Origin of the sequence: Candidatus Pelagibacter sp., assembly GCF_052049855.1 — a bacterium.
In the GTDB taxonomy this organism is placed as follows: domain Bacteria; phylum Pseudomonadota; class Alphaproteobacteria; order Pelagibacterales; family Pelagibacteraceae; genus Pelagibacter.
In genome coordinates, this window is the sequence record NZ_JBNGZE010000004.1 from 1 (window position 1) to 18,125 (window position 18,125).

General features: G+C 26.7%; 24 protein-coding genes, 1 tRNA gene and 1 rRNA gene. 15 read left to right on the forward strand and 11 right to left on the reverse strand.

What is annotated here, in order from left to right:
- Positions 1-1,172: hypothetical protein (locus tag ACTT9X_RS06630; protein ID WP_440934850.1), on the reverse strand; the 1,172-nt coding region annotated here is incomplete at its 3' end.
- A 20-nt stretch (positions 1,173-1,192) separates the two neighbouring features.
- On the opposite strand from ACTT9X_RS06630, the gene ACTT9X_RS06635 reads away from it, so the two are divergent.
- From ACTT9X_RS06635 to ACTT9X_RS06705, 15 genes are all read left to right on the forward strand, one after another.
- Positions 1,193-1,888: a methyltransferase domain-containing protein gene (locus ACTT9X_RS06635; protein WP_440934851.1), complete on the forward strand. Its 696-nt coding sequence runs from the start codon at positions 1,193-1,195 to the stop codon at positions 1,886-1,888.
- A gap of 6 nt (positions 1,889-1,894) precedes the next feature.
- The gene (locus ACTT9X_RS06640) at positions 1,895-2,575 is read left to right on the forward strand and encodes a glycosyltransferase family 2 protein (protein ID WP_440934852.1); all 681 of its coding nucleotides are present in this window, start codon (positions 1,895-1,897) and stop codon (positions 2,573-2,575) included.
- Complete coding sequence (locus ACTT9X_RS06645) at positions 2,572-3,591, forward strand: GDP-mannose 4,6-dehydratase (protein ID WP_440934853.1); 1,020 nt, start codon at positions 2,572-2,574, stop codon at positions 3,589-3,591. The genes ACTT9X_RS06640 and ACTT9X_RS06645 overlap by 4 nt, the downstream gene beginning before the upstream one ends.
- A gap of 2 nt (positions 3,592-3,593) precedes the next feature.
- Positions 3,594-4,664 (forward strand): DegT/DnrJ/EryC1/StrS family aminotransferase, encoded by a 1,071-nt coding sequence (locus tag ACTT9X_RS06650; protein ID WP_440934854.1) that lies wholly within the window; start codon positions 3,594-3,596, stop codon positions 4,662-4,664.
- Complete coding sequence (locus ACTT9X_RS06655; RefSeq protein WP_440934855.1) at positions 4,654-5,886, forward strand: class I SAM-dependent methyltransferase; 1,233 nt, start codon at positions 4,654-4,656, stop codon at positions 5,884-5,886. Before ACTT9X_RS06650 ends, ACTT9X_RS06655 begins: the two co-directional genes overlap by 11 nt.
- Complete coding sequence (locus ACTT9X_RS06660) at positions 5,883-6,269, forward strand: polysaccharide biosynthesis C-terminal domain-containing protein (protein WP_440934856.1); 387 nt, start codon at positions 5,883-5,885, stop codon at positions 6,267-6,269. Before ACTT9X_RS06655 ends, ACTT9X_RS06660 begins: the two co-directional genes overlap by 4 nt.
- Before the next feature lie 35 nt (positions 6,270-6,304).
- On the forward strand, positions 6,305-7,189 hold the full coding sequence (locus tag ACTT9X_RS06665) for an NAD-dependent epimerase/dehydratase family protein (protein ID WP_440934857.1): 885 nt from the start codon (positions 6,305-6,307) through the stop codon (positions 7,187-7,189).
- Positions 7,190-7,241: 52 nt separating this feature from the next.
- Positions 7,242-7,356, forward strand: a 5S ribosomal RNA gene (gene rrf, locus ACTT9X_RS06670).
- Between the two features lie 8 nt (positions 7,357-7,364).
- Positions 7,365-7,490, forward strand: coding sequence for a type B 50S ribosomal protein L36 (ykgO, locus tag ACTT9X_RS06675; RefSeq protein WP_041487598.1), 126 nt, complete (start codon positions 7,365-7,367; stop codon positions 7,488-7,490).
- 5 nt (positions 7,491-7,495) lie between these two features.
- Positions 7,496-7,606: an aa3-type cytochrome c oxidase subunit IV gene (locus ACTT9X_RS06680; protein ID WP_075484395.1), complete on the forward strand. Its 111-nt coding sequence runs from the start codon at positions 7,496-7,498 to the stop codon at positions 7,604-7,606.
- 19 nt (positions 7,607-7,625) lie between these two features.
- Positions 7,626-8,714: an NAD(P) transhydrogenase subunit alpha gene (locus ACTT9X_RS06685; protein ID WP_440934858.1), complete on the forward strand. Its 1,089-nt coding sequence runs from the start codon at positions 7,626-7,628 to the stop codon at positions 8,712-8,714.
- Positions 8,715-8,718: 4 nt separating this feature from the next.
- Positions 8,719-9,027 carry a proton-translocating transhydrogenase family protein gene (locus ACTT9X_RS06690; protein WP_262590263.1) on the forward strand — a complete coding sequence of 103 codons (309 nt, stop codon included), beginning with the start codon at positions 8,719-8,721 and terminating at the stop codon, positions 9,025-9,027.
- 3 nt (positions 9,028-9,030) lie between these two features.
- The gene (locus tag ACTT9X_RS06695; protein ID WP_440934859.1) at positions 9,031-10,425 is read left to right on the forward strand and encodes an NAD(P)(+) transhydrogenase (Re/Si-specific) subunit beta; all 1,395 of its coding nucleotides are present in this window, start codon (positions 9,031-9,033) and stop codon (positions 10,423-10,425) included.
- 8 nt (positions 10,426-10,433) lie between these two features.
- Positions 10,434-11,132, forward strand: coding sequence for a transaldolase family protein (locus ACTT9X_RS06700; protein WP_440934860.1), 699 nt, complete (start codon positions 10,434-10,436; stop codon positions 11,130-11,132).
- Between the two features lie 6 nt (positions 11,133-11,138).
- Complete coding sequence (locus ACTT9X_RS06705) at positions 11,139-11,831, forward strand: FkbM family methyltransferase (protein WP_440934861.1); 693 nt, start codon at positions 11,139-11,141, stop codon at positions 11,829-11,831.
- A gap of 8 nt (positions 11,832-11,839) precedes the next feature.
- Here the strand turns inward: ACTT9X_RS06705 and ACTT9X_RS06710 are convergent.
- The 10 genes from ACTT9X_RS06710 to gap all read right to left on the reverse strand — a co-directional run bounded on the left by ACTT9X_RS06710 (position 11,840) and on the right by gap (position 18,124).
- Positions 11,840-11,916, reverse strand: a tRNA-Met gene (locus tag ACTT9X_RS06710).
- A 5-nt stretch (positions 11,917-11,921) separates the two neighbouring features.
- Complete coding sequence (rpsU, locus tag ACTT9X_RS06715) at positions 11,922-12,116, reverse strand: 30S ribosomal protein S21 (RefSeq protein ID WP_075484443.1); 195 nt, start codon at positions 12,114-12,116, stop codon at positions 11,922-11,924.
- A gap of 63 nt (positions 12,117-12,179) precedes the next feature.
- Positions 12,180-12,761, reverse strand: a complete 582-nt coding sequence (locus tag ACTT9X_RS06720) for a cell cycle transcriptional regulator TrcR (protein WP_440934862.1) — start codon at positions 12,759-12,761, stop codon at positions 12,180-12,182.
- Positions 12,762-12,992, reverse strand: coding sequence for a 50S ribosomal protein L31 (gene rpmE, locus ACTT9X_RS06725; protein WP_440934863.1), 231 nt, complete (start codon positions 12,990-12,992; stop codon positions 12,762-12,764).
- A 35-nt stretch (positions 12,993-13,027) separates the two neighbouring features.
- On the reverse strand, positions 13,028-13,768 hold the full coding sequence (locus ACTT9X_RS06730; protein ID WP_440934864.1) for an inositol monophosphatase family protein: 741 nt from the start codon (positions 13,766-13,768) through the stop codon (positions 13,028-13,030).
- A complete protein-coding gene (gene efp, locus ACTT9X_RS06735) occupies positions 13,769-14,329 on the reverse strand; it encodes an elongation factor P (protein WP_440934865.1) in 561 nt (186 codons plus the stop codon).
- The gene (gene thiE / locus ACTT9X_RS06740; protein ID WP_440934866.1) at positions 14,326-14,940 is read right to left on the reverse strand and encodes a thiamine phosphate synthase; all 615 of its coding nucleotides are present in this window, start codon (positions 14,938-14,940) and stop codon (positions 14,326-14,328) included. Before thiE ends, efp begins: the two co-directional genes overlap by 4 nt.
- Positions 14,927-15,937, reverse strand: coding sequence for a class I fructose-bisphosphate aldolase (locus ACTT9X_RS06745; protein ID WP_440934867.1), 1,011 nt, complete (start codon positions 15,935-15,937; stop codon positions 14,927-14,929). The genes thiE and ACTT9X_RS06745 overlap by 14 nt, the downstream gene beginning before the upstream one ends.
- Before the next feature lies 1 nt (position 15,938).
- Positions 15,939-17,117 (reverse strand): phosphoglycerate kinase, encoded by a 1,179-nt coding sequence (locus ACTT9X_RS06750; protein ID WP_440934868.1) that lies wholly within the window; start codon positions 17,115-17,117, stop codon positions 15,939-15,941.
- Positions 17,114-18,124 carry a type I glyceraldehyde-3-phosphate dehydrogenase gene (gap, locus tag ACTT9X_RS06755; protein WP_440934869.1) on the reverse strand — a complete coding sequence of 337 codons (1,011 nt, stop codon included), beginning with the start codon at positions 18,122-18,124 and terminating at the stop codon, positions 17,114-17,116. The genes ACTT9X_RS06750 and gap overlap by 4 nt, the downstream gene beginning before the upstream one ends.
- Position 18,125 lies beyond the last annotated feature (1 nt).

The window sequence follows — 18,125 nt, forward strand, 5'->3', positions numbered from 1 at the left end:
ACATTAAAATTATTAAAAAAATCTTTTTTAATTTTAAAATTAAATAGTGTGAAAATTAAAATCAAAACTAATGGATCATAGTATTTATGGTAAATTGTCAGTTGGGGGTTAGAAATAATTAATAAAAAAATAATACTTAAGTTATTAAAATTAAAATTTTTTATAAATAAAAAATAAAAACTAATTAAACAAATTATAAAAAAAAGAAAATTATTTTTAAAAAAAAAATTTGAAATATGTAAAAAGACTCCACCTCCTGTAAAATTAACTTTATAATTAAATGAAGTTATGCAAATCAAATAAATAATAAAAAAAATAATGCATAATACAAAATTTTTAATATTAATTGGAAAATTTATATTTCTTCCAAAAATCACAGGTATAGTGTAAAAAAAAATTATCGATGTCACACATAAAATTTTATTTGAAATATTAAATTCAATTGAATTTGGAAGTAGTGTTTCGCTTGAACCTGGTGTTAGTCCAAGATTTATGAAATTTACCTTGAGTATAAATATGTAATATATTGCAGGTAAAGCTAATAAACAGTTAGATAAGACAAATATTAAAACTTTTTTAAAATCATTAATTTTTAAAAAATAGTAAAAAAAATATATTGAGAAAACCGAAAAGTTAGGACTAAAATATGACGCAACGGACAAGAAAAAAATATTTTTTAAAGCTAAATTAAATTTTTTGCTATTTTGAAATTCTAAAAAATATTTAACACTAATTACAAAAAATAATAAGCCAACTGCTCTACTGTCAGGCCATATACTTAAAGATCTAAAAGTAGGTGAAACAAAAACTACTAAAGATATTAAATAAAGATAGTTTTTATTAACTTGATAAAATTTTAAATTTAAGCATTTAAAAAAAAAATAAATTGTTAGCAAATTAATGTGGAGGTTAATTAACCTTATTAGTTCAATATCAAAATTGATTTTTGTCAATAATGATAAAAAAATAATCATTATTGGAGAGTGTCTCTCATTAAATTTTTCATAATTTAAAAAAGAGTCTTTAAAATTATTTGAAAAGTTTGATATTATATTCTCATAAAAAATAAAATCCGATTTAGCTCCTCCATTTAAATCCTCACCAAGTATGAAACCTATTATTAGTGAAATATAAAAAAAAAGCGTAATAAAATTTATAGTTTTTTTTGACATAAATTAATATACACCAGGTGATGGCTTTAAATAAAATTTTTTATAATTTTTATATAGCTCTAAAAAGCGTTAATCAGTATGGAATATTATTAATTTTAAAATCTATAATTTTTGAAATTTATTATTCTATTAAATTTCAAGACACTTTATTTTTTCGATCAGATGAAAATATGGATAACAACATAGATTATAATAGATCGAAGTTAGAAACTGGTTATGGAACTCCAAATATACCAACTCCATATTATTTTTTACACCTAATTAAAAGTTTTCTTATTGAAGAAAAAATAAATAATTTTAATTTTATTGATTTGGGTTGTGGTAGTGGGAGATTAGTAAATTATTTGGATGAAAATTTTGAAAGAAGCTTTGTAGGAATTGATATAAATACTCAAATCATTAATGAAAATAAAAATAAATTTAACAAAATAAATAATTATTTTTTTCAGGCAAATTTGAAAACAATTCAAGTCTCTGAAGATTTAAATTTTTTAAATTTTAAGATAAATAAAAATAGAAAAAATATTGTTTTTATATCTGATGCAATTGATGCAGAATCGATTATTAAAATATTACCTATTTTTAAAAAATTTCTTGGAAAATTTCTTTTTATTATGGTAAATCAAAAAAAATTGGATTTATTCTCAATTTATCAATGTAAAAAAAATATTTTTTTTAAGGATAAATCAAGAAATATAAGTTTTTTTGAAATATAAATATTTATGAATTTAAATGATGTTGAAATTTTAATTCCCACTTTCAACGAGGAAAAAAACCTTCCAATTACAATTAATTCTCTTAAAAAAGCAGGATTAGAAAACCTAACAATCTTAGATGCTCTTTCGGATGACGAGACAGTAAAAGTTGCAAAAGAAAATAATTGTAAAGTTTTAATTGATCCTACTAGAAGATTAGGTTTTGGGTACTCACTTATTAATGGTATAAAAAATTCTAAATCAAAATATTTATGTATATTTGATGCTGATGGGTCATTTGATCCGAATACAATTTCACAAATGAAAAATTTACTAGAAGCAAAGAATTTAGATTTTGTTTTTGGCTCACGATATTTAAATGGAAATAAAAGTGATGACGATACTCTCTTAACTCGATTTGGAAATTTTTTATTTACAAAGTTAATTTCACTCTTGTTTAATTTCAATACAACAGATGCTTTATTTTTGTATTTATTTGGAAAAAGAGAATGTTTTATTAATTTAAACTTGGAAGAAAAAGATTTTAAAATTTGTACTGAAGCATTGATTAAAGCTAGAACAAATTATAAATGTGATGAAATATATTCCCACGAGAATAAACGAATTTTCGGAACAACCAAAGTAAATAGATTTAAAGATGGATATTTAATGTTAAGCAATGTATTTAATTTATGGTTAAAAAAATGAAAAAAGTTGCTTTTATTACAGGAATTACGGGTCAAGATGGTTCATACTTGGCTGAACTATTAATTCAAAAGAACTACATAGTACACGGGTTGCTAAGAAGAACTAGTGTATTAAATGTTGAAAGAATTCAAGAAACAATAAATAAATATGAAAAGATTGGAAAATTAAATCTTCACTATATGGACCTTACTGATACTTCAAGCATCAGTAATTTAATTAAAAAATACAAGCCAGATGAATTTTATAATTTAGCAGCAATGAGTCATGTAGGAATAAGCTTTTACACTGGTGAAGCTACATTAAATATAAACACTGTTGCATCTTATAGAATTTTAGAGTCTATTCTTAAAAATCATAAAAAATGTAAATTTTATCAGGCCTCATCTAGTGAAATGTTTGGTTCAACTCCTCCACCTCAAAATGAAAAGAGTCCTTTTAATCCTCAAAGTCCATATGGAATATCTAAAGTGGCAGCATTTCATACAACCAAGTATTTTAGACAAGCTCATGGACTATTTGCATCAAATGGTATCTTATTTAATCACGAGTCTCCAAGAAGAGGCTTAAATTTTGTAACAAGAAAAATAACGCATTCATTAGCAAGAATTTTGAGTGGCCATGAAAGCAAAATTCATTTAGGAGATATATCTACAAGACGGGATTGGGGCCATTCTAAAGATTATGTCAGGGGAATATGGATGATATTACAATATAAAAAACCTGAGGATTTTGTTTTATCAACTGGTAAAAACTATTCAATTGAAGATTTTATTAAAAAGGTATTCAAATTATTAGACTTAAATTGGAAAAGATTTGTTACAACAAACAATAAAAATTTTTTGAGGCCATCCGAAGTAAGAAGTTTACAAGGAGATAGTTCTAAAGCAAGAAAGCTTCTTAAATGGAAACCAGAATATAATTTAGATGCTCTTTGTCAAGATATGCTTTTAAGTGATTTAAAATTATATGGGATGAGTCTTGAGGAAGCAAAACAAATTGCAAAGAGACTAAAATAAAAGTGATTTATCAAACCAAACCCTTTTTTGAGAAAGATACTATTAAAAATGTTAAGAGGTATTTAGATTCGGGAAAATGGATTACAGAACATAAAGAAACTCAAAGATTTGAAAAAAAATTTTCAAAATTTATTAAGTCAAAAGAGTGTATAGCATTCCCAAATGGTACTTTAACCATGTCATCAATATTAGATTGTTTAGATATAAAAAGAGGTGATGAAGTATTGGTTTCAAATTATACCATGATAGCAACTGCTAATGCACCCAAATTAGTAGGTGGAAAAACTGTTCTAGTAGACATAACTAATGAAAACTTATGTATGTGCCCACAAGATCTAAAAAAAAAAATTACCTCTAGATCAAAATTTTGTATTTTTACTTCAATAAATGGAAGAATGGGTAATATTGATGAAATTGAAAAAATTTGTAAAAAAAATAATATTTTATTAATTGAGGACGCAGCTCATTCCATAGGGAGCTTTTTTTCAAATAAACATGCAGGAAATTTTGGTGTTGCAGGATCTTTTTCTTTTAGTATGCCAAAACTTATTACAATGGGTCAAGGAGGTGCCGTAGTAACAAACAATTCAAAATTAGCAAAAAAATTAAGATATTATAAAGACTTTGGTAGAAATAAACCTGGAAATGATATCCATAATTATTTCGGGTACAATTTAAAAATTACTGATTTGCAGTCAGTACTCGCACTAGGACAGTTGAAAAATATTAATTACAGAATTAAATCAAAGAGGAAAATTTATAAATTATATTTTAATTTATTAAAAAATAATAAAAAAATTAAAATTTTTCCTCCAAATGAAAATGAAACAAATTGGTCGGTGGATATATATCTTGATAAAAGTATGAACTTACATAAAAAATTAAAAACAAAAAAAATTATTACAAGATTTGTTTACCCACCAATTAATTCTCAAAGAATTTATATTAATCAAAAAGGACTACCTGTATCAAATAAATTTTGTAAAAATGGTTTATGGTTGCCAACCAGCATTGATTTAACAGAGAGAGAAATAAAAAAAATTTGTAGGGTTATTAACAACCATGTTAAGTAAAAGGTATTTAAACTTCGATAAAAGAAAAAAATGTTTGTCTTGCAATTCAAAAAATTTAACTGAAATATTAAATCTAGGACTTCATTCTTTTGCAGATAGATTTATAAAAAAAAATGATTTAAAAAAAAAAGATCCTTCTTATCCCTTAGTTTTAGATTTTTGTAAAAAATGTAGTTTCATTCAGTCAAAATATAAAACTAATCCAAAAGATAGATATATCAATTACGATTATTCATATACCTCTTCAAATTCTAAATATTCGATTAATCATTGGAAAAAATATGCTGATAATTTGGAAAGAAATTATAATTTAAAAAATAAAACTGTAATTGAAATTGGTTCTAATGATGGACTTTTAAGTTTTTTTATAAAAAAAAAAGCAAAAGAGGTGATAAGTATTGATGCTTCCCCATTTATGGTAAAATTAGCCAGATCAAAAAAATTAAAATCTTATTGTTATATTTTTAATTTTGAAAATAGTAAAAAAATAAAAAAAATATCAGGTTTGGCTGACATAATAATTGCAAATAATGTATTCAATCATGCTGATGATCCTAAAAATTTTCTTAAAGGAGTAAAGAATCTATTGAAGAAAGATGGAAAATTTATTTTTGAACAACCTTACTTTTTAAAAACTCTTGCCACAAAAAAATTTGATCAAATCTATCATGAACATATTTCGTATTTTACTGTAAAAAATATAAAAAATTTATTAGCTAAAGTTGGTTTGAAAATTAATAAATTATATTTTAATCAATATCATGGTGGAAGTGTGAGAACCATATGTTCATTTAATCAAACAGCTTCGCAAAAGAAAAATCAAGTAAGTAAAATTCGATATGAGGAAAATAAAGGAATATATAAGTTAAATTTTTTTAAAAATTATTCAGTCTACATAAATAAAAATAAAGCAAGAATTAATAAAATTGTAAATTTTTATAAAATGAGGAAATTTAAAGTAATCGGGGTTGGAGCAGGTGCAAAAACCAATACTTATCTTACCTTTAATGACTTGAATTATGAAAAGATAGATTTTGTGACAGATGCATCCAAATTTAAAATTGGAAAATTTACACCTCACACAAGAATACCAATAAAAAATGATAAAATTATTAAAAAATATAAAAAAATTGTATGTATAATTTTATCTTGGAATATAAGTACTTTACTACAAAATAAATTAATAAAAATTAACAAAGGTATAAAATTTATAAAACCATGAAATATTCTAGGCCAAAAATTTTTTTTAAAGATAAAAGGGGATCAATATCAGATATATTTTATAAAAAAAATATTAATCACGTAGCTATTATAAAATCAAAAAAAGGGGTATTGCGTGGCAACCATTATCATAAAAAAACTACTCAATATATGTATATAACCAAGGGCTCTTTGCAGTATTGGTATAAAAAATTAAATTCTAAGGGTAAAGCGAAAATGAAATTACTCAAAGAGGGAGATCTTGTAGAGACACCACCTAACGAGATGCACGCACTTAAAATTGGTAAAGACGGAAATGAATTTATAGTTTTTACTGTAGGTAAGCGTGGTGGTAAAGATTATGAAAACGACACTTATAGATTTACACCACCTTTGGTAAAGTAGTTTTAAACATTTAATTTTTTTTTTAAATTTAAATTATGAAAAAAAAAATAATTATTGTCACTGGTGGAAGTGGATTTGTTGGTTCAAACTTAATTGAATATTTACTTAAAAAAACTAATTTTAAAGTATTTAGTTTAGATGATTATTCCTCTGGAAGTCATAAAAATCATATTAAAAGTAAGAGAGTAAAATATATAAAAGGACATACAAAAAATATTTCTTCTATATTGAACAGACATAAAAACCAAATTCATTCCCTCTTTCACTTTGGAGAATTTTCTAGAATATATCAAAGTTTTAAATTTATGAATAAATGTATTCAATCTAATACAATTGGAACAAATGCTGTATTTGATTTTTGTTTAAAAAATAAAATAAAATTAATTTATTCAGCAACATCAGCATCATTAGGTAATAAAGGAAATGATAAAGATTTATCACCATATGCCTTCACAAAATCAAAAAATTTAGAATTTTTAAATAACTTAAAAAAATGGTTTAATTTTAAATATGAAGTAATTTTTTTTTATAATGTTTATGGTCCTAGGCAAATTACAAAAGGAAAAATGGCTACCGTAATTGGAATTTTTGAAGATTGTTATAAAAAAAAAATTCCTCTGCCGATTGTAAGACCAGGTAATCAGTCAAGAAGATTTACACATATATCTGATACCATTGAAGTATGTTATAAAGCATGGAAATTAGATAAATGTGGTTATTATAGTATTTCAAATAAACAAAGTTATTCTATCTTAAAAGTTGCAAAATTATTTAAATCAGATGTGGTTTTTTTACCACCAAGAAAAGGTGAAAGATATGCCTCTGCCTTGAGCAATATGGTTGTAAAAAATAAATTAAATAAAAATTTTGGTAAAATTAAATTAAGCGACTACATTAAAAATTTCCTTAAAAACCATTAAAATAGATAATTAATATGGTTTACAATAATATTTTATTATGTATAACACTACCGCCGGTGATTATTGCGTAGGTGTTATACCCGATCCCATTCCGAACTCGGAAGTCAAGCCCTGCAGCGCCGATGGTACTTTGTCTTAAGACATGGAAGAGTAGGTCATCGCCGGCTAAAAAATTATGAAAATAAAAAGCTCATTAAAATCTGTAAAAAAAAGAGACCTTAATTCTAAGTTAGTTAGGAGACGAGGTAGAGTTTACGTTATAAATAAAACTAATCCAAAATTTAAAGCAAGACAAAAATAAATTTTATGGATAATGAAAACCATAAAAATACCTGGAATAATTTTACAAAATTTGTTTTGTGGGGAACTGTCGCAGTAATCTCGGTTTTAGTTTTAATGGCAATATTTCTTTTATAGAATTTTAATTTATTTTATTATGAATTTAGCTTCAATTTCAGAAAATCAACATATTGAAAAGCGAATAGCGATTACTCCAGAAATTGCAAAAAAATATATTAGTTTAGGATTTAATTTAACTTTACCAAATAATTATGGATCTTACCTAGGTTTTACCGATGAAGAATATAAAAATTTAGGAGTTAATTTCTCAGATAATGAAGAAGAAATTATTAAAAATTCGAAAGTTGTTATACAATTAGGATTGCCTGTTGAGGAAAAATTATCATTTTTTAAAGAAAATCAAACTTTAATTGGCTCATTAAACGCTTTTTTAAATAAAGAAAAATTAGAGAATTTAAAATCAAAAAAAATAAATTGTTTTTCTTTGGAAATGCTACCAAGAATTACTAGAGCTCAATCAATGGATATTTTATCTTCACAAGCTAACCTAGCTGGTTACAAAGCAGTGGTAGAAGCTTTCCAAATTTATGAAAGGGCAATTCCGATGATGATGACTGCAGCTGGAACAATACCTGCAGCAAAAGTATTAGTAGTTGGAGCTGGAGTTGCTGGATTACAAGCTATTGCAACTGCTAAGAGAATGGGAGCTGTAGTATTTGCAACGGATGTGAGGATGGCCTCAAAAGAACAAGTTGAGAGTTTAGGGGGAAAATTTCTTACAGTTGAAGGATCCGAGAATTTAGAAACCGAAGGTGGTTATGCAAAAGAAGCGTCAGATGAATTTAAAAAGAAACAAGAAGAACTACTTTCCGAAACATTAAAAAAAATTGATATAATAATATGTACTGCCTTGATCCCAGGTAAAGAAGCTCCAAAAATAATTAAAGAGGAAATGTTTAAAAATTTACAACCAGGTTCAGTCATTTATGACTTAGCAGCAGTTCAAGGAGGAAATACTGTATTTACTGAGGTTGATAAAATTGTTGAAAAAAATGGTGTTAAAATTTTAGGTGAGGCAAATATATTAAATAAATTACCTGTATCAGCTTCTAATTTATATGCTAAGAATGTATTTAATTTTATCTCTAATTTATATGATAAAGAAAATAAGAAATTAAATATTAATTTAGAAGATGAAATAATAGAGAAAACACTTATCAAGTAGAATTATGGAAATAGATCCTTTTATATTCAGATTAAGTATATTTATATTATCAATATTTGTTGGCTACTATGTTGTGTGGAGTGTAACACCTTCTTTACATACTCCTTTAATGTCAGTTACGAATGCAATTTCTTCAGTAATCATAGTAGGTGCAATAATTGCAGCTTTGTCTGGAAGTGATGGAGTAGTTTTTTCATCATCTAGTATTTATGGATTTTTAGCAATTATTTTAGCAGCTGTTAATATTTTTGGAGGATTTTTAGTCACTCAAAGAATGTTAGCAATGTATAAAAAAAAGAAAAAGGATAAATAATTAATGTCTGCAAATTTATCTGCAATTTTATATTTAGTATCAGGCGTATTATTTATTTTAGCTTTAAGAGGTTTATCCTCTCCCGAAACTTCAAGACAAGGAAATTTATTTGGAATAATCGGAATGGTTATTGCTGTAACAGTTACATTTTTGTCAGTTGGAAATTTTAGCTCTGGATTTGTCTATGTTTTAATATTTTTGGCTATTGGAGGGAGTCTTGGAGCATTTATAGCGTATCGTATTCCAATGACTGCAATGCCAGAATTAGTTGCAGGCTTTCATAGTTTAGTTGGTTTAGCAGCTGTATTTGTAGCAATCTCTGCATTTATTAATCCATCAGCATTTAATCTTGGAACACCTGGAAATATTAAACTTGCAAGTTTAATTGAAATGGCAATTGGAGCAGCAGTTGGTGCTATCACTTTTTCTGGATCTATCATCGCATTCTTAAAATTACAAGGAATAATGTCAGGCGCACCAATAACATTTAAAGGCCAACACTTATTAAATGCATTATTGTTAATTTTGATTGTAATTTTAACTATTTATCTTTGTTCAACACAATCATCTAATTTATTTTGGATATTAATTGCAATTTCTTTTTTGATTGGATTTTTAATTATTATTCCAATTGGTGGTGCAGATATGCCAGTTGTCATTTCAATGTTAAATTCTTATTCAGGTTGGGCCGCAGCTGGAATTGGATTTACTTTGGAAAACACGGCCTTAATTATTACAGGAGCATTGGTTGGATCATCTGGTGCAATACTTTCATATATAATGTGTAAAGGAATGAATAGATCATTCTTTAATGTTATTTTAGGTGGTTTTGGAGCTACAGATCAAACTTCTGGAAGTCAAAACAAAGAGCAAAGACCAGTAAAAAGTGGCAATGCAGATGATGCAGCTTTTTTAATGAAAAATGCCTCATCAGTTATAATTGTCCCTGGCTACGGAATGGCAGTTGCTCAAGCCCAACATGCTCTGAGAGAAATGGTAGATACGCTTAAGAAAAATGATATTAAAGTTTCATATGCTATTCATCCTGTCGCTGGAAGGATGCCAGGACACATGAATGTTTTATTAGCAGAGGCAAACGTTCCTTATGACGAAGTATTTGAGTTAGAGGAAATAAACAATGATTTTGCTAATGCGGATGTTGCTTTTGTAATTGGTGCAAATGATGTGACTAACCCAGTTGCCAAAACAGATCCGCAGAGTCCAATCTATGGCATGCCGGTTTTAGATGTTGAAAAATGTAAATCAGTCTTGTTTGTAAAGAGAAGCTTATCCCCAGGATATGCAGGAATTGATAATGATTTATTTTATAAAGAGAACACATTAATGTTATTTGCGGATGCAAAAAAAATGACTGAAGATATTACAAAAAATCTATAGGTAATTAATTGAAAACAAAAATATTTTGTGACATTGCAGAACTCCACACAATAAAAAAATTTAATAAAAAAAAAATTATTAAAGGTTTTACAACAAACCCAAGTTTAATGAGAAAAGCTGGTGCAAAAGATTATAGATCTTATTCCCAAAAAATATTAAAAATTTGTAAAAAAAAACCTGTATCGCTTGAGGTTTTTGCTGACGATTATAAAGAGATGAAAAAACAAGCTTTACAGATAAATACCTGGGCAAAAAATGTCTATGTTAAAGTTCCTGTTATCAATTCTAAGGGGAAATTTATGGGGAAGATTATTAAAGAATTAAATTCCCAAGGTATTAAAATTAATATTACAGCAGTATATACATCGAAACAAACTGAGAAGATTCTTAAATTATTGAATAAAAAAACAAAAGTTATTATCTCAATATTTGCTGGGAGGGCAGCGGATACTGGCAAAGATCCTATACCAGAATTTAAAAAGAGTATTTCTTTAGCAAAAAAATATAAAAATGTTGAAATATTGTGGGCAAGTGTTAGGGAACCATATAATTTTTTGCAAGCAAAACAGCTTAACTGTCATATTATTACTGTACCACCAAATATAATTCAAAAAATAGAAAATTTTGGAAAAACATTTGATCAATTAACAAAAGAGACTGTTAAGGCATTTCTAGTAGATAGTAAAAAATCAAATTTTAATATTTAGTTTTTTGTGAAAAAAAATTTAATTAAGTTAAATTTAAGAGAAAAAATATGGTGTAATTTATTTCAAATAAAAATTTTACGAATTTTACTTTTTTACAAACTAAATAGATATAAAAATAAACTACCACCTCTAAATAAGTTAAGATTGAATAATAGAAGTATTGTTGTTGATATAGGTGCAAATAATGGATTAATTACTCAATATTTATTTGATAAATTTTCGTGCACAATACATTGTTTTGAACCAAATCCTTATTGCTTTGAAATACTAAAGAAAGTTTTCAAAAAGAATTCAAAAGTAAAATTATATAATTTTGCAATTTCAAATACCTTAAAATCTCAAAAACTTTATTTAAGCAAAGTCTCAACTGATATTACCAACATGAGATATTCAGAAATGCCATCATTAGAAAAGAAGAAACATAATTTATCATATAAAAATTACATTATTGTTAGATGTTTAACATTTCAAAAAGTAATAAGTAAATTAAAGTTTATTGATTTTCTGAAAATTGATATTGAGGGTCATGAATATAAAATATTACCATCTATCATTAAAAGAATTGACAAAATAGGCAAAATTTATTGTGAAATGCATGGTCAAAAAAAATCAAGATCCATGGGTTTTGAGAAAGATTTTCAAAAATGGAATAAAAAATTAAAAGGACTTAAAACTAAAAAGATACATTATTGGTTATAATATGTGATTGGTTGCGGGGGACGGATTTGAACCGCCGACCTTCAGGTTATGAGCCTGACGAGCTACCAGACTGCTCCACCCCGCGGTATATTAAATTCGATTTTTCAGCTTATTTAGTTTTTTAACTCTTTTAATGTTTTCTTGAAGAATTCTTTTTTTTTTCTCAGATGGTTTTTCGTATGTATTTTTTAATTTTATCACTTTAAAAAAACCATCCCTTTGTAGTTTTCTCTTTAAAACTCTCAAAGCTTGTTCAACATTATTATCTTTTACTTCTATTTTAATAACTACCTCCAAAAAGATGGTTAACTATCACTTTTATAAAATTATGTCTATTTATTTTATGCATTAAATCTGATTAAGATTAGTTTTTTCCAGTTTTTCTTTCTGTTTTTTTTCTCTTTTTATTCTTCTTTCAGCTTTTTCTATGGCTGTAGTCAAATCTTTTTGAGAAAATAAATTTAAAGCCACTGGATCCTTAGGATTAAGATTATTAAAATTCCAATAACTTTTATTTCTAATTGATGAAACTGAATTTTTAGTTATTCCCACAAGTTTTGCAATTTGTGAATCTTTCAAAATGTTGTGCTGCTTAATTAACCACAAAGCAGAGTCAGGTTTATCTTGCCTTTTTGAAAGGGGAATATACTTCTTAATTTTTTTTTCACTATTTGATATTTCGATGTCGGTACTCTTTATTTGTAAAGGACGATTTTGATCTTTTGATGATAGTTCAATTTCTTCCCTTGATAATTGACCAGAAATTATTGGATTGTATGCTTTAATTCCTTTTGCCACTTCTCCATCTGCTATACCTTGAACTTCTACTTCATGTAATTTACAAAAATCAGCAATTTGCTTGAATGTTAAAGTCGTATTTTCAACTAACCAAACGGCAGTTGCCATTGGCATTAATGGTGCATTTGACATCTAGCTGTTCTTTTCTGATTTAAAATTCTGGAATTTCTTATTAAATTTGCTTATTCTACCCTTATCCATTAGTTTTTGTCTCCCACCTGTCCAGGCAGCATGAGACTTTGGATCAATCTCTAATTTTAGTAAGTCACCCTCACTTCCCCAGGTTGATTTAGTTTCGAACTGACTGCCATCGGTCATTTCTACTTTAATCGTATGGTAATTTGGATGTATATCTTTTTTCATAACGAGACTTATAACAAAAGAATTTTATAACACAATTAAAAGTTCTTTAAATTTTCAAGCATTTTGTCATTAATTGTACTACTTGATGCTCTTATATCTATATTATTTTGATTGTATTTGTCTAAATTATTAACTATACCACCCGCTTCCTTGATTAATAAAGCTCCTGCTGCAACATCCCAAATATTAATTTTGTTATGAAAAAAACCATCTAATCTTCCTGAGGCAACATAAGCCAAGTCTAAAGCTGCACACCCGCTATACCGCATATTTAGATCGCTGTACTTTACACCCTCATGATTACTTGAGAATAAGCATTCATCTATTTTATTTTTGTTAGATACTCTTAATCTTTTATTATTTAAATATGCCCCTTTATTTTTTTCTGCATAAAACATTTCATCCTTAATTGGATCAAAAATTAAACCACTGACTATTTCTTTTTTAGATTCAAGAGCTATACAAATTGCAAAATGAGGAATGCCATGAAGGAAGTTTGTTGTCCCATCAATTGGGTCAAGAATCCAAATATTATCTTTATCTTTTTTTTCTATTTTTCCGATCTCCTCAGAAATAAAAGAAAAATTTTTTTTTATTTTTGATAGCTCATCAATTAAAATTTTTTCAACATGTTTGTCTGTTTTAGTAACAAAATCTCGGGGTCCTTTTTTTGAAACTTGTAATTTTTCAACTTCTCCAAAATCTCTTATTACTGACTTAGAGGCTTTTTCTGCTGCCTTGATCATTAAGTTTAAATTAGAGGATATGGAGATCATTTATATTTTTTTAACGTATTCAAGGTTTCTTGTATCTACTACAATTTCATCACCTACTTCAATAAATGGTGGGACCTGTATATTTAAACCATTCTCTAAAGTTGCAGGTTTATAAGAAGAGGAAATGGTCTGACCTTTAAGAGCTGCGTCAGTTGTTTCAATTTTACATTGTACTTGGTTAGGTAATTCAATCCATATTGGATTTTCATTATAAAAATTTATAGAAACCTCTAAATTTTCTGTTAAAAGTTTACCCTTATCGCCAATAATTTCTTTTTTTATTTCAATTTGCTCAAATGTTTTCGGATTCATGAAAAAATAGTTAACTTCATCATTATAAAGATAATTAAAAGTTGTTTCATCTAATGAAGCTTTTTCTACTGTTTCACTAGACCTAAATCTTTCATTTAATTTTGTATTTTTATTTACGCTTTTCATCTCAACTTGAGCAAATGCACCACCTTTTCCAGGTTTTACATGTTGGGTTTTTAAAACTTGCCACAAATCATTTTTATATTCTAAAAGCATCCCAACCCTAATTTCTCCAGCATTAATTTTCATTTTATTCTTTCTATAGCTTTTGACGGTTTAAATTTTTTATTTTTCCAAATGTAGCCTGAAATAGCTAAAAAATCGGCTTTGTTCAATAATAGATTTTTATAATTATCAAAATTAATTCCGCCAATAGCAACTATTGGAATTTTTGTAATTTTTTTAGCATTATTTAAAATTTTAATAGAAGCTGTATATTTAGTTTTTTTAGTGTTTGATTGATAAAAAGAGCCAAAGGCAATGTAACTTGCTTTAGCTTTTATCGCTTTCTTTGCCAAATTTATTGAATTATGACATGTAATTCCTATAATTTTTTTACCAAGTAGTTTTTTTGCTGTGTGAATATCCATATCTTTTTGACCTAGGTGGCAACCATCTGCGTCTAATTTTAAAGCTAGCAAAGGATCATCGTTAATTATAAATTTTACTTTATTTTTTTTACAAATATTTTTAATTTTTTTTCCAATTGTAATTTTACTTTTAAGAGAATAATTTTTAATTCTAAGTTGAAAAAAACTTACTTTTTTTGTTTTTAAAACTAATTTTAAATTATTATAGAATGAATTATGTATTTTGTTGGGAGAAATAAGATAAATAAATTTTTTTTTATTTATTTTCAAGTTCTCTAGACCATTTTCCTTGAGCAGCTAAAGTACACATTTTAGCTCTATGATTAAAAGTATTTTGAGTTGCCTCTACATTTTTAATATCATTAGACCAAACTTTTAGAGCACTTTGTTGAAGGGCTCTACCATATGAATAAGTCATTATAAAATTCGTGTTGTTATTTTTATTAATTAAATTTAAATTTTCTGTAGCTTCAATTTCAGATTGCCCTCCAGATAAAAAAGCTATTCCAGGAACTTCATTGGGTACAGAATTTTTAAGGCATTCTAACGTTTTGATGGAAACTTCTTCACTAGAAATTTTATTTTCTGATAGACTCCCAGGTAAAATCATATTTGGTTTTAATATTATTCCTGATAGATCAACTTTGTGTAAAATTAGTTCCTCAAAACACTTTTTAATTACCTCTGATGTTTTATTTAAACAAACTTCAGAAGAATGGTTCCCATCCATCAACACTTCAGGTTCGACTATTGGAACCATTCCAATTTCTTGAACTAATGCAGAGTACCTTGCAAGTGCATGAGCATTACTACTAATTGCTAGTTCGCTTGGAAATTTTTCACTAATAAAGTAAACACCCCTCCATTTTGTAAATCTTGCCCCAAGATCGTAATATTTTTTTAATCTATCTCGAAGGCCATCCAATCCCTCTGTAATTTTCTCTTTAGGAGAATTTGCTAAATCTTTAGCACCTGTATCAACTTTAATTCCAGGAACAGCACCTGAACTAGATATTAAATCAGGTATTGATTTTCCTGTGCTCGAAATTTGATTTATAGTTTCATCGTAAAGAATAACACCACCTATGAAATCCCTCATTCCATCCGATGAAAAAAGAATTTCTCTGAAGGAAAGCCTATTTTCTGGAGTTGAACTGACATTTACTGCTTCAAGTCTTTTTGTCATAGTTCCATTGCTTTCATCAGCTGCTAGTATACCTTTACCATTAGAAATTATTTTAATTGCAATTTTATTTAATTCAGACATTTTAATTTAGTGCGGTTATACCAGGAAGGTTTTTACCTTCAAGATATTCTAAAAAAGCTCCACCTGCAGTTGAAACAAAATTAAACTCATTAACAGCTTTTAAATTATTAATTAAAGAAACCGTGTCCCCACCACCAACAACCGAAAAAATTTTGTTTGCTTTATTGTTTTCAATTATTTTTTTTGCGATTTGAATGCTTCCATAAGAAAAAATTGGATTTTCAAAATATCCTGCAGGTCCATTCCAAAGTATTGTTTTACTGTTATCAATAATTTTTGAAATATTTTCAATAGTTTTTGGACCAATATCTAATATCATTTCATCAGATAATATTTCGCTCAATTGTTTCTTTTGAGGAGGTCCATTTAAATCTTTTGATACAACCACATCTTCTGGATAGATTATTTTACATTTTTCTTTTTTTGAAAGAGAGATGATTTCTTCTATTATTTTATCACAATTTTTTTCTTTAATAGATTTTCCAACACTATTTCCAAAATATTCTATAAAATTATTAGCCATACCTCCAGCAATTATAATATTATCAAATTTAGGAATTAAATTTTTAATAACATTAATCTTTGTTGAAATTTTAGACCCTCCGATAATACAAGTAATTGGTCTGGTAATTTCAGAAATTATTTTGTTAAGTGAATTAACTTCTAAGTCTAACTGTAATCCAGAAAACGAGGGCAAAAACTTTGGAACCTTATTAATTGAAGCATGAGCTCTATGCGAACAGGAAAAAGCTTCATTTACATAAATATCCCCAAGATTTGATAGAATTTCTGCAAATTTATTATCATTTTTTTCTTCTTCAGGATAAAATCTAATATTTTCTAATATTAAAATATCCTCGCTATAATTATTTAAGAAATTTTTGCTTTTTATTTCTTTAACATTTTCACTAATAAGTTTGACCTTTTTATTTAATTTTTTTTGTAATTCTTCTCTGATTGGTTCTAGGGAAAGTTCTTTAACAACTTTACCTTTTGGTCTACCAACATGAGATAAAATAATTATTTTAGCTTTTTCTTTTATCAAAAAATTTAGTGTAGGAAGAATTTTATCTATCCTTGTTGTATCTGTAATTTTGTCTTTTTTAAATGGAACATTTAGATCAAGTCTTAATAATATTTTTTTATTGTTTAGATTTTTTTCGTTTATAATACTTCTCATTTAGAGATTTTATGCAAAGTTTCAGCAATATCACACATTCTGTTGGAAAAGCCCCATTCATTATCATACCAGGCTGATATTTTTCCCATATTGTTTCCAACTACATTTGTCAAAGAAGCATCTACGATTGCAGAAGCAGGATGATGATTAAAATCTATAGATACTAATTTTTCATGAGTAATTTCTAAGATATTTTTCAATTTATTTTTTGATGATTTATCAAAAGCATCATTGATTTTTTTTATATCAATTATTTTTTTTGTACAAAATATTAATTCGATTAGAGAAACATTAGGCGTAGGTACTCTCATCGCTACGCCTTCCAATTTACCTTTGAGGTTTGGTATTATTTCACCTATTGCTTTAGAAGCTCCTGTTGATGTGGGAATTATGGATTGACTTGCAGACCTTGCTCTTCTTGGATCTTTGTGGGAATTATCTAATATTCTTTGATCGCTAGTATATGCATGAATTGTAGTCATAAAACCTTTTTCGATTTCAAAATTTTTATTAAGAACATCGACTACTGGTGCAAGACAATTGGTTGTGCATGAGGCAGCAGATATAATTTTATCATCTTTTTTAATTATATTTTCGTTAACACCAAACACTATTGTTTTATCAGCATTTTTACACGGAGCTGAAACGATAACTTTTTTTGCACCATTTTCTATATGAGCAAGAAGTTTTTCTTTTGAATTAAATTTTCCAGTACATTCAAAAACATAATCAACATCATATTTTTTCCAATTAATGTTTTCAATTTTTGTTTCTTGAGAAAAAGTAATTTTATTTTTATTAATTATTAAATGATTTGTATCAAAAGCTAAATTAGTATTTAATTTTCCATGTATAGAATCGTACTTGAGTAATTTAGATGTAGCTTCTGTATTTGACCTATTATTTATATGATTAATTTTAAAATTTTTATTTTTATTTTCAATAATTGATCTCAACACCATACGACCAATCCGTCCCATTCCATTAATTCCAATTTTGATTGTCATT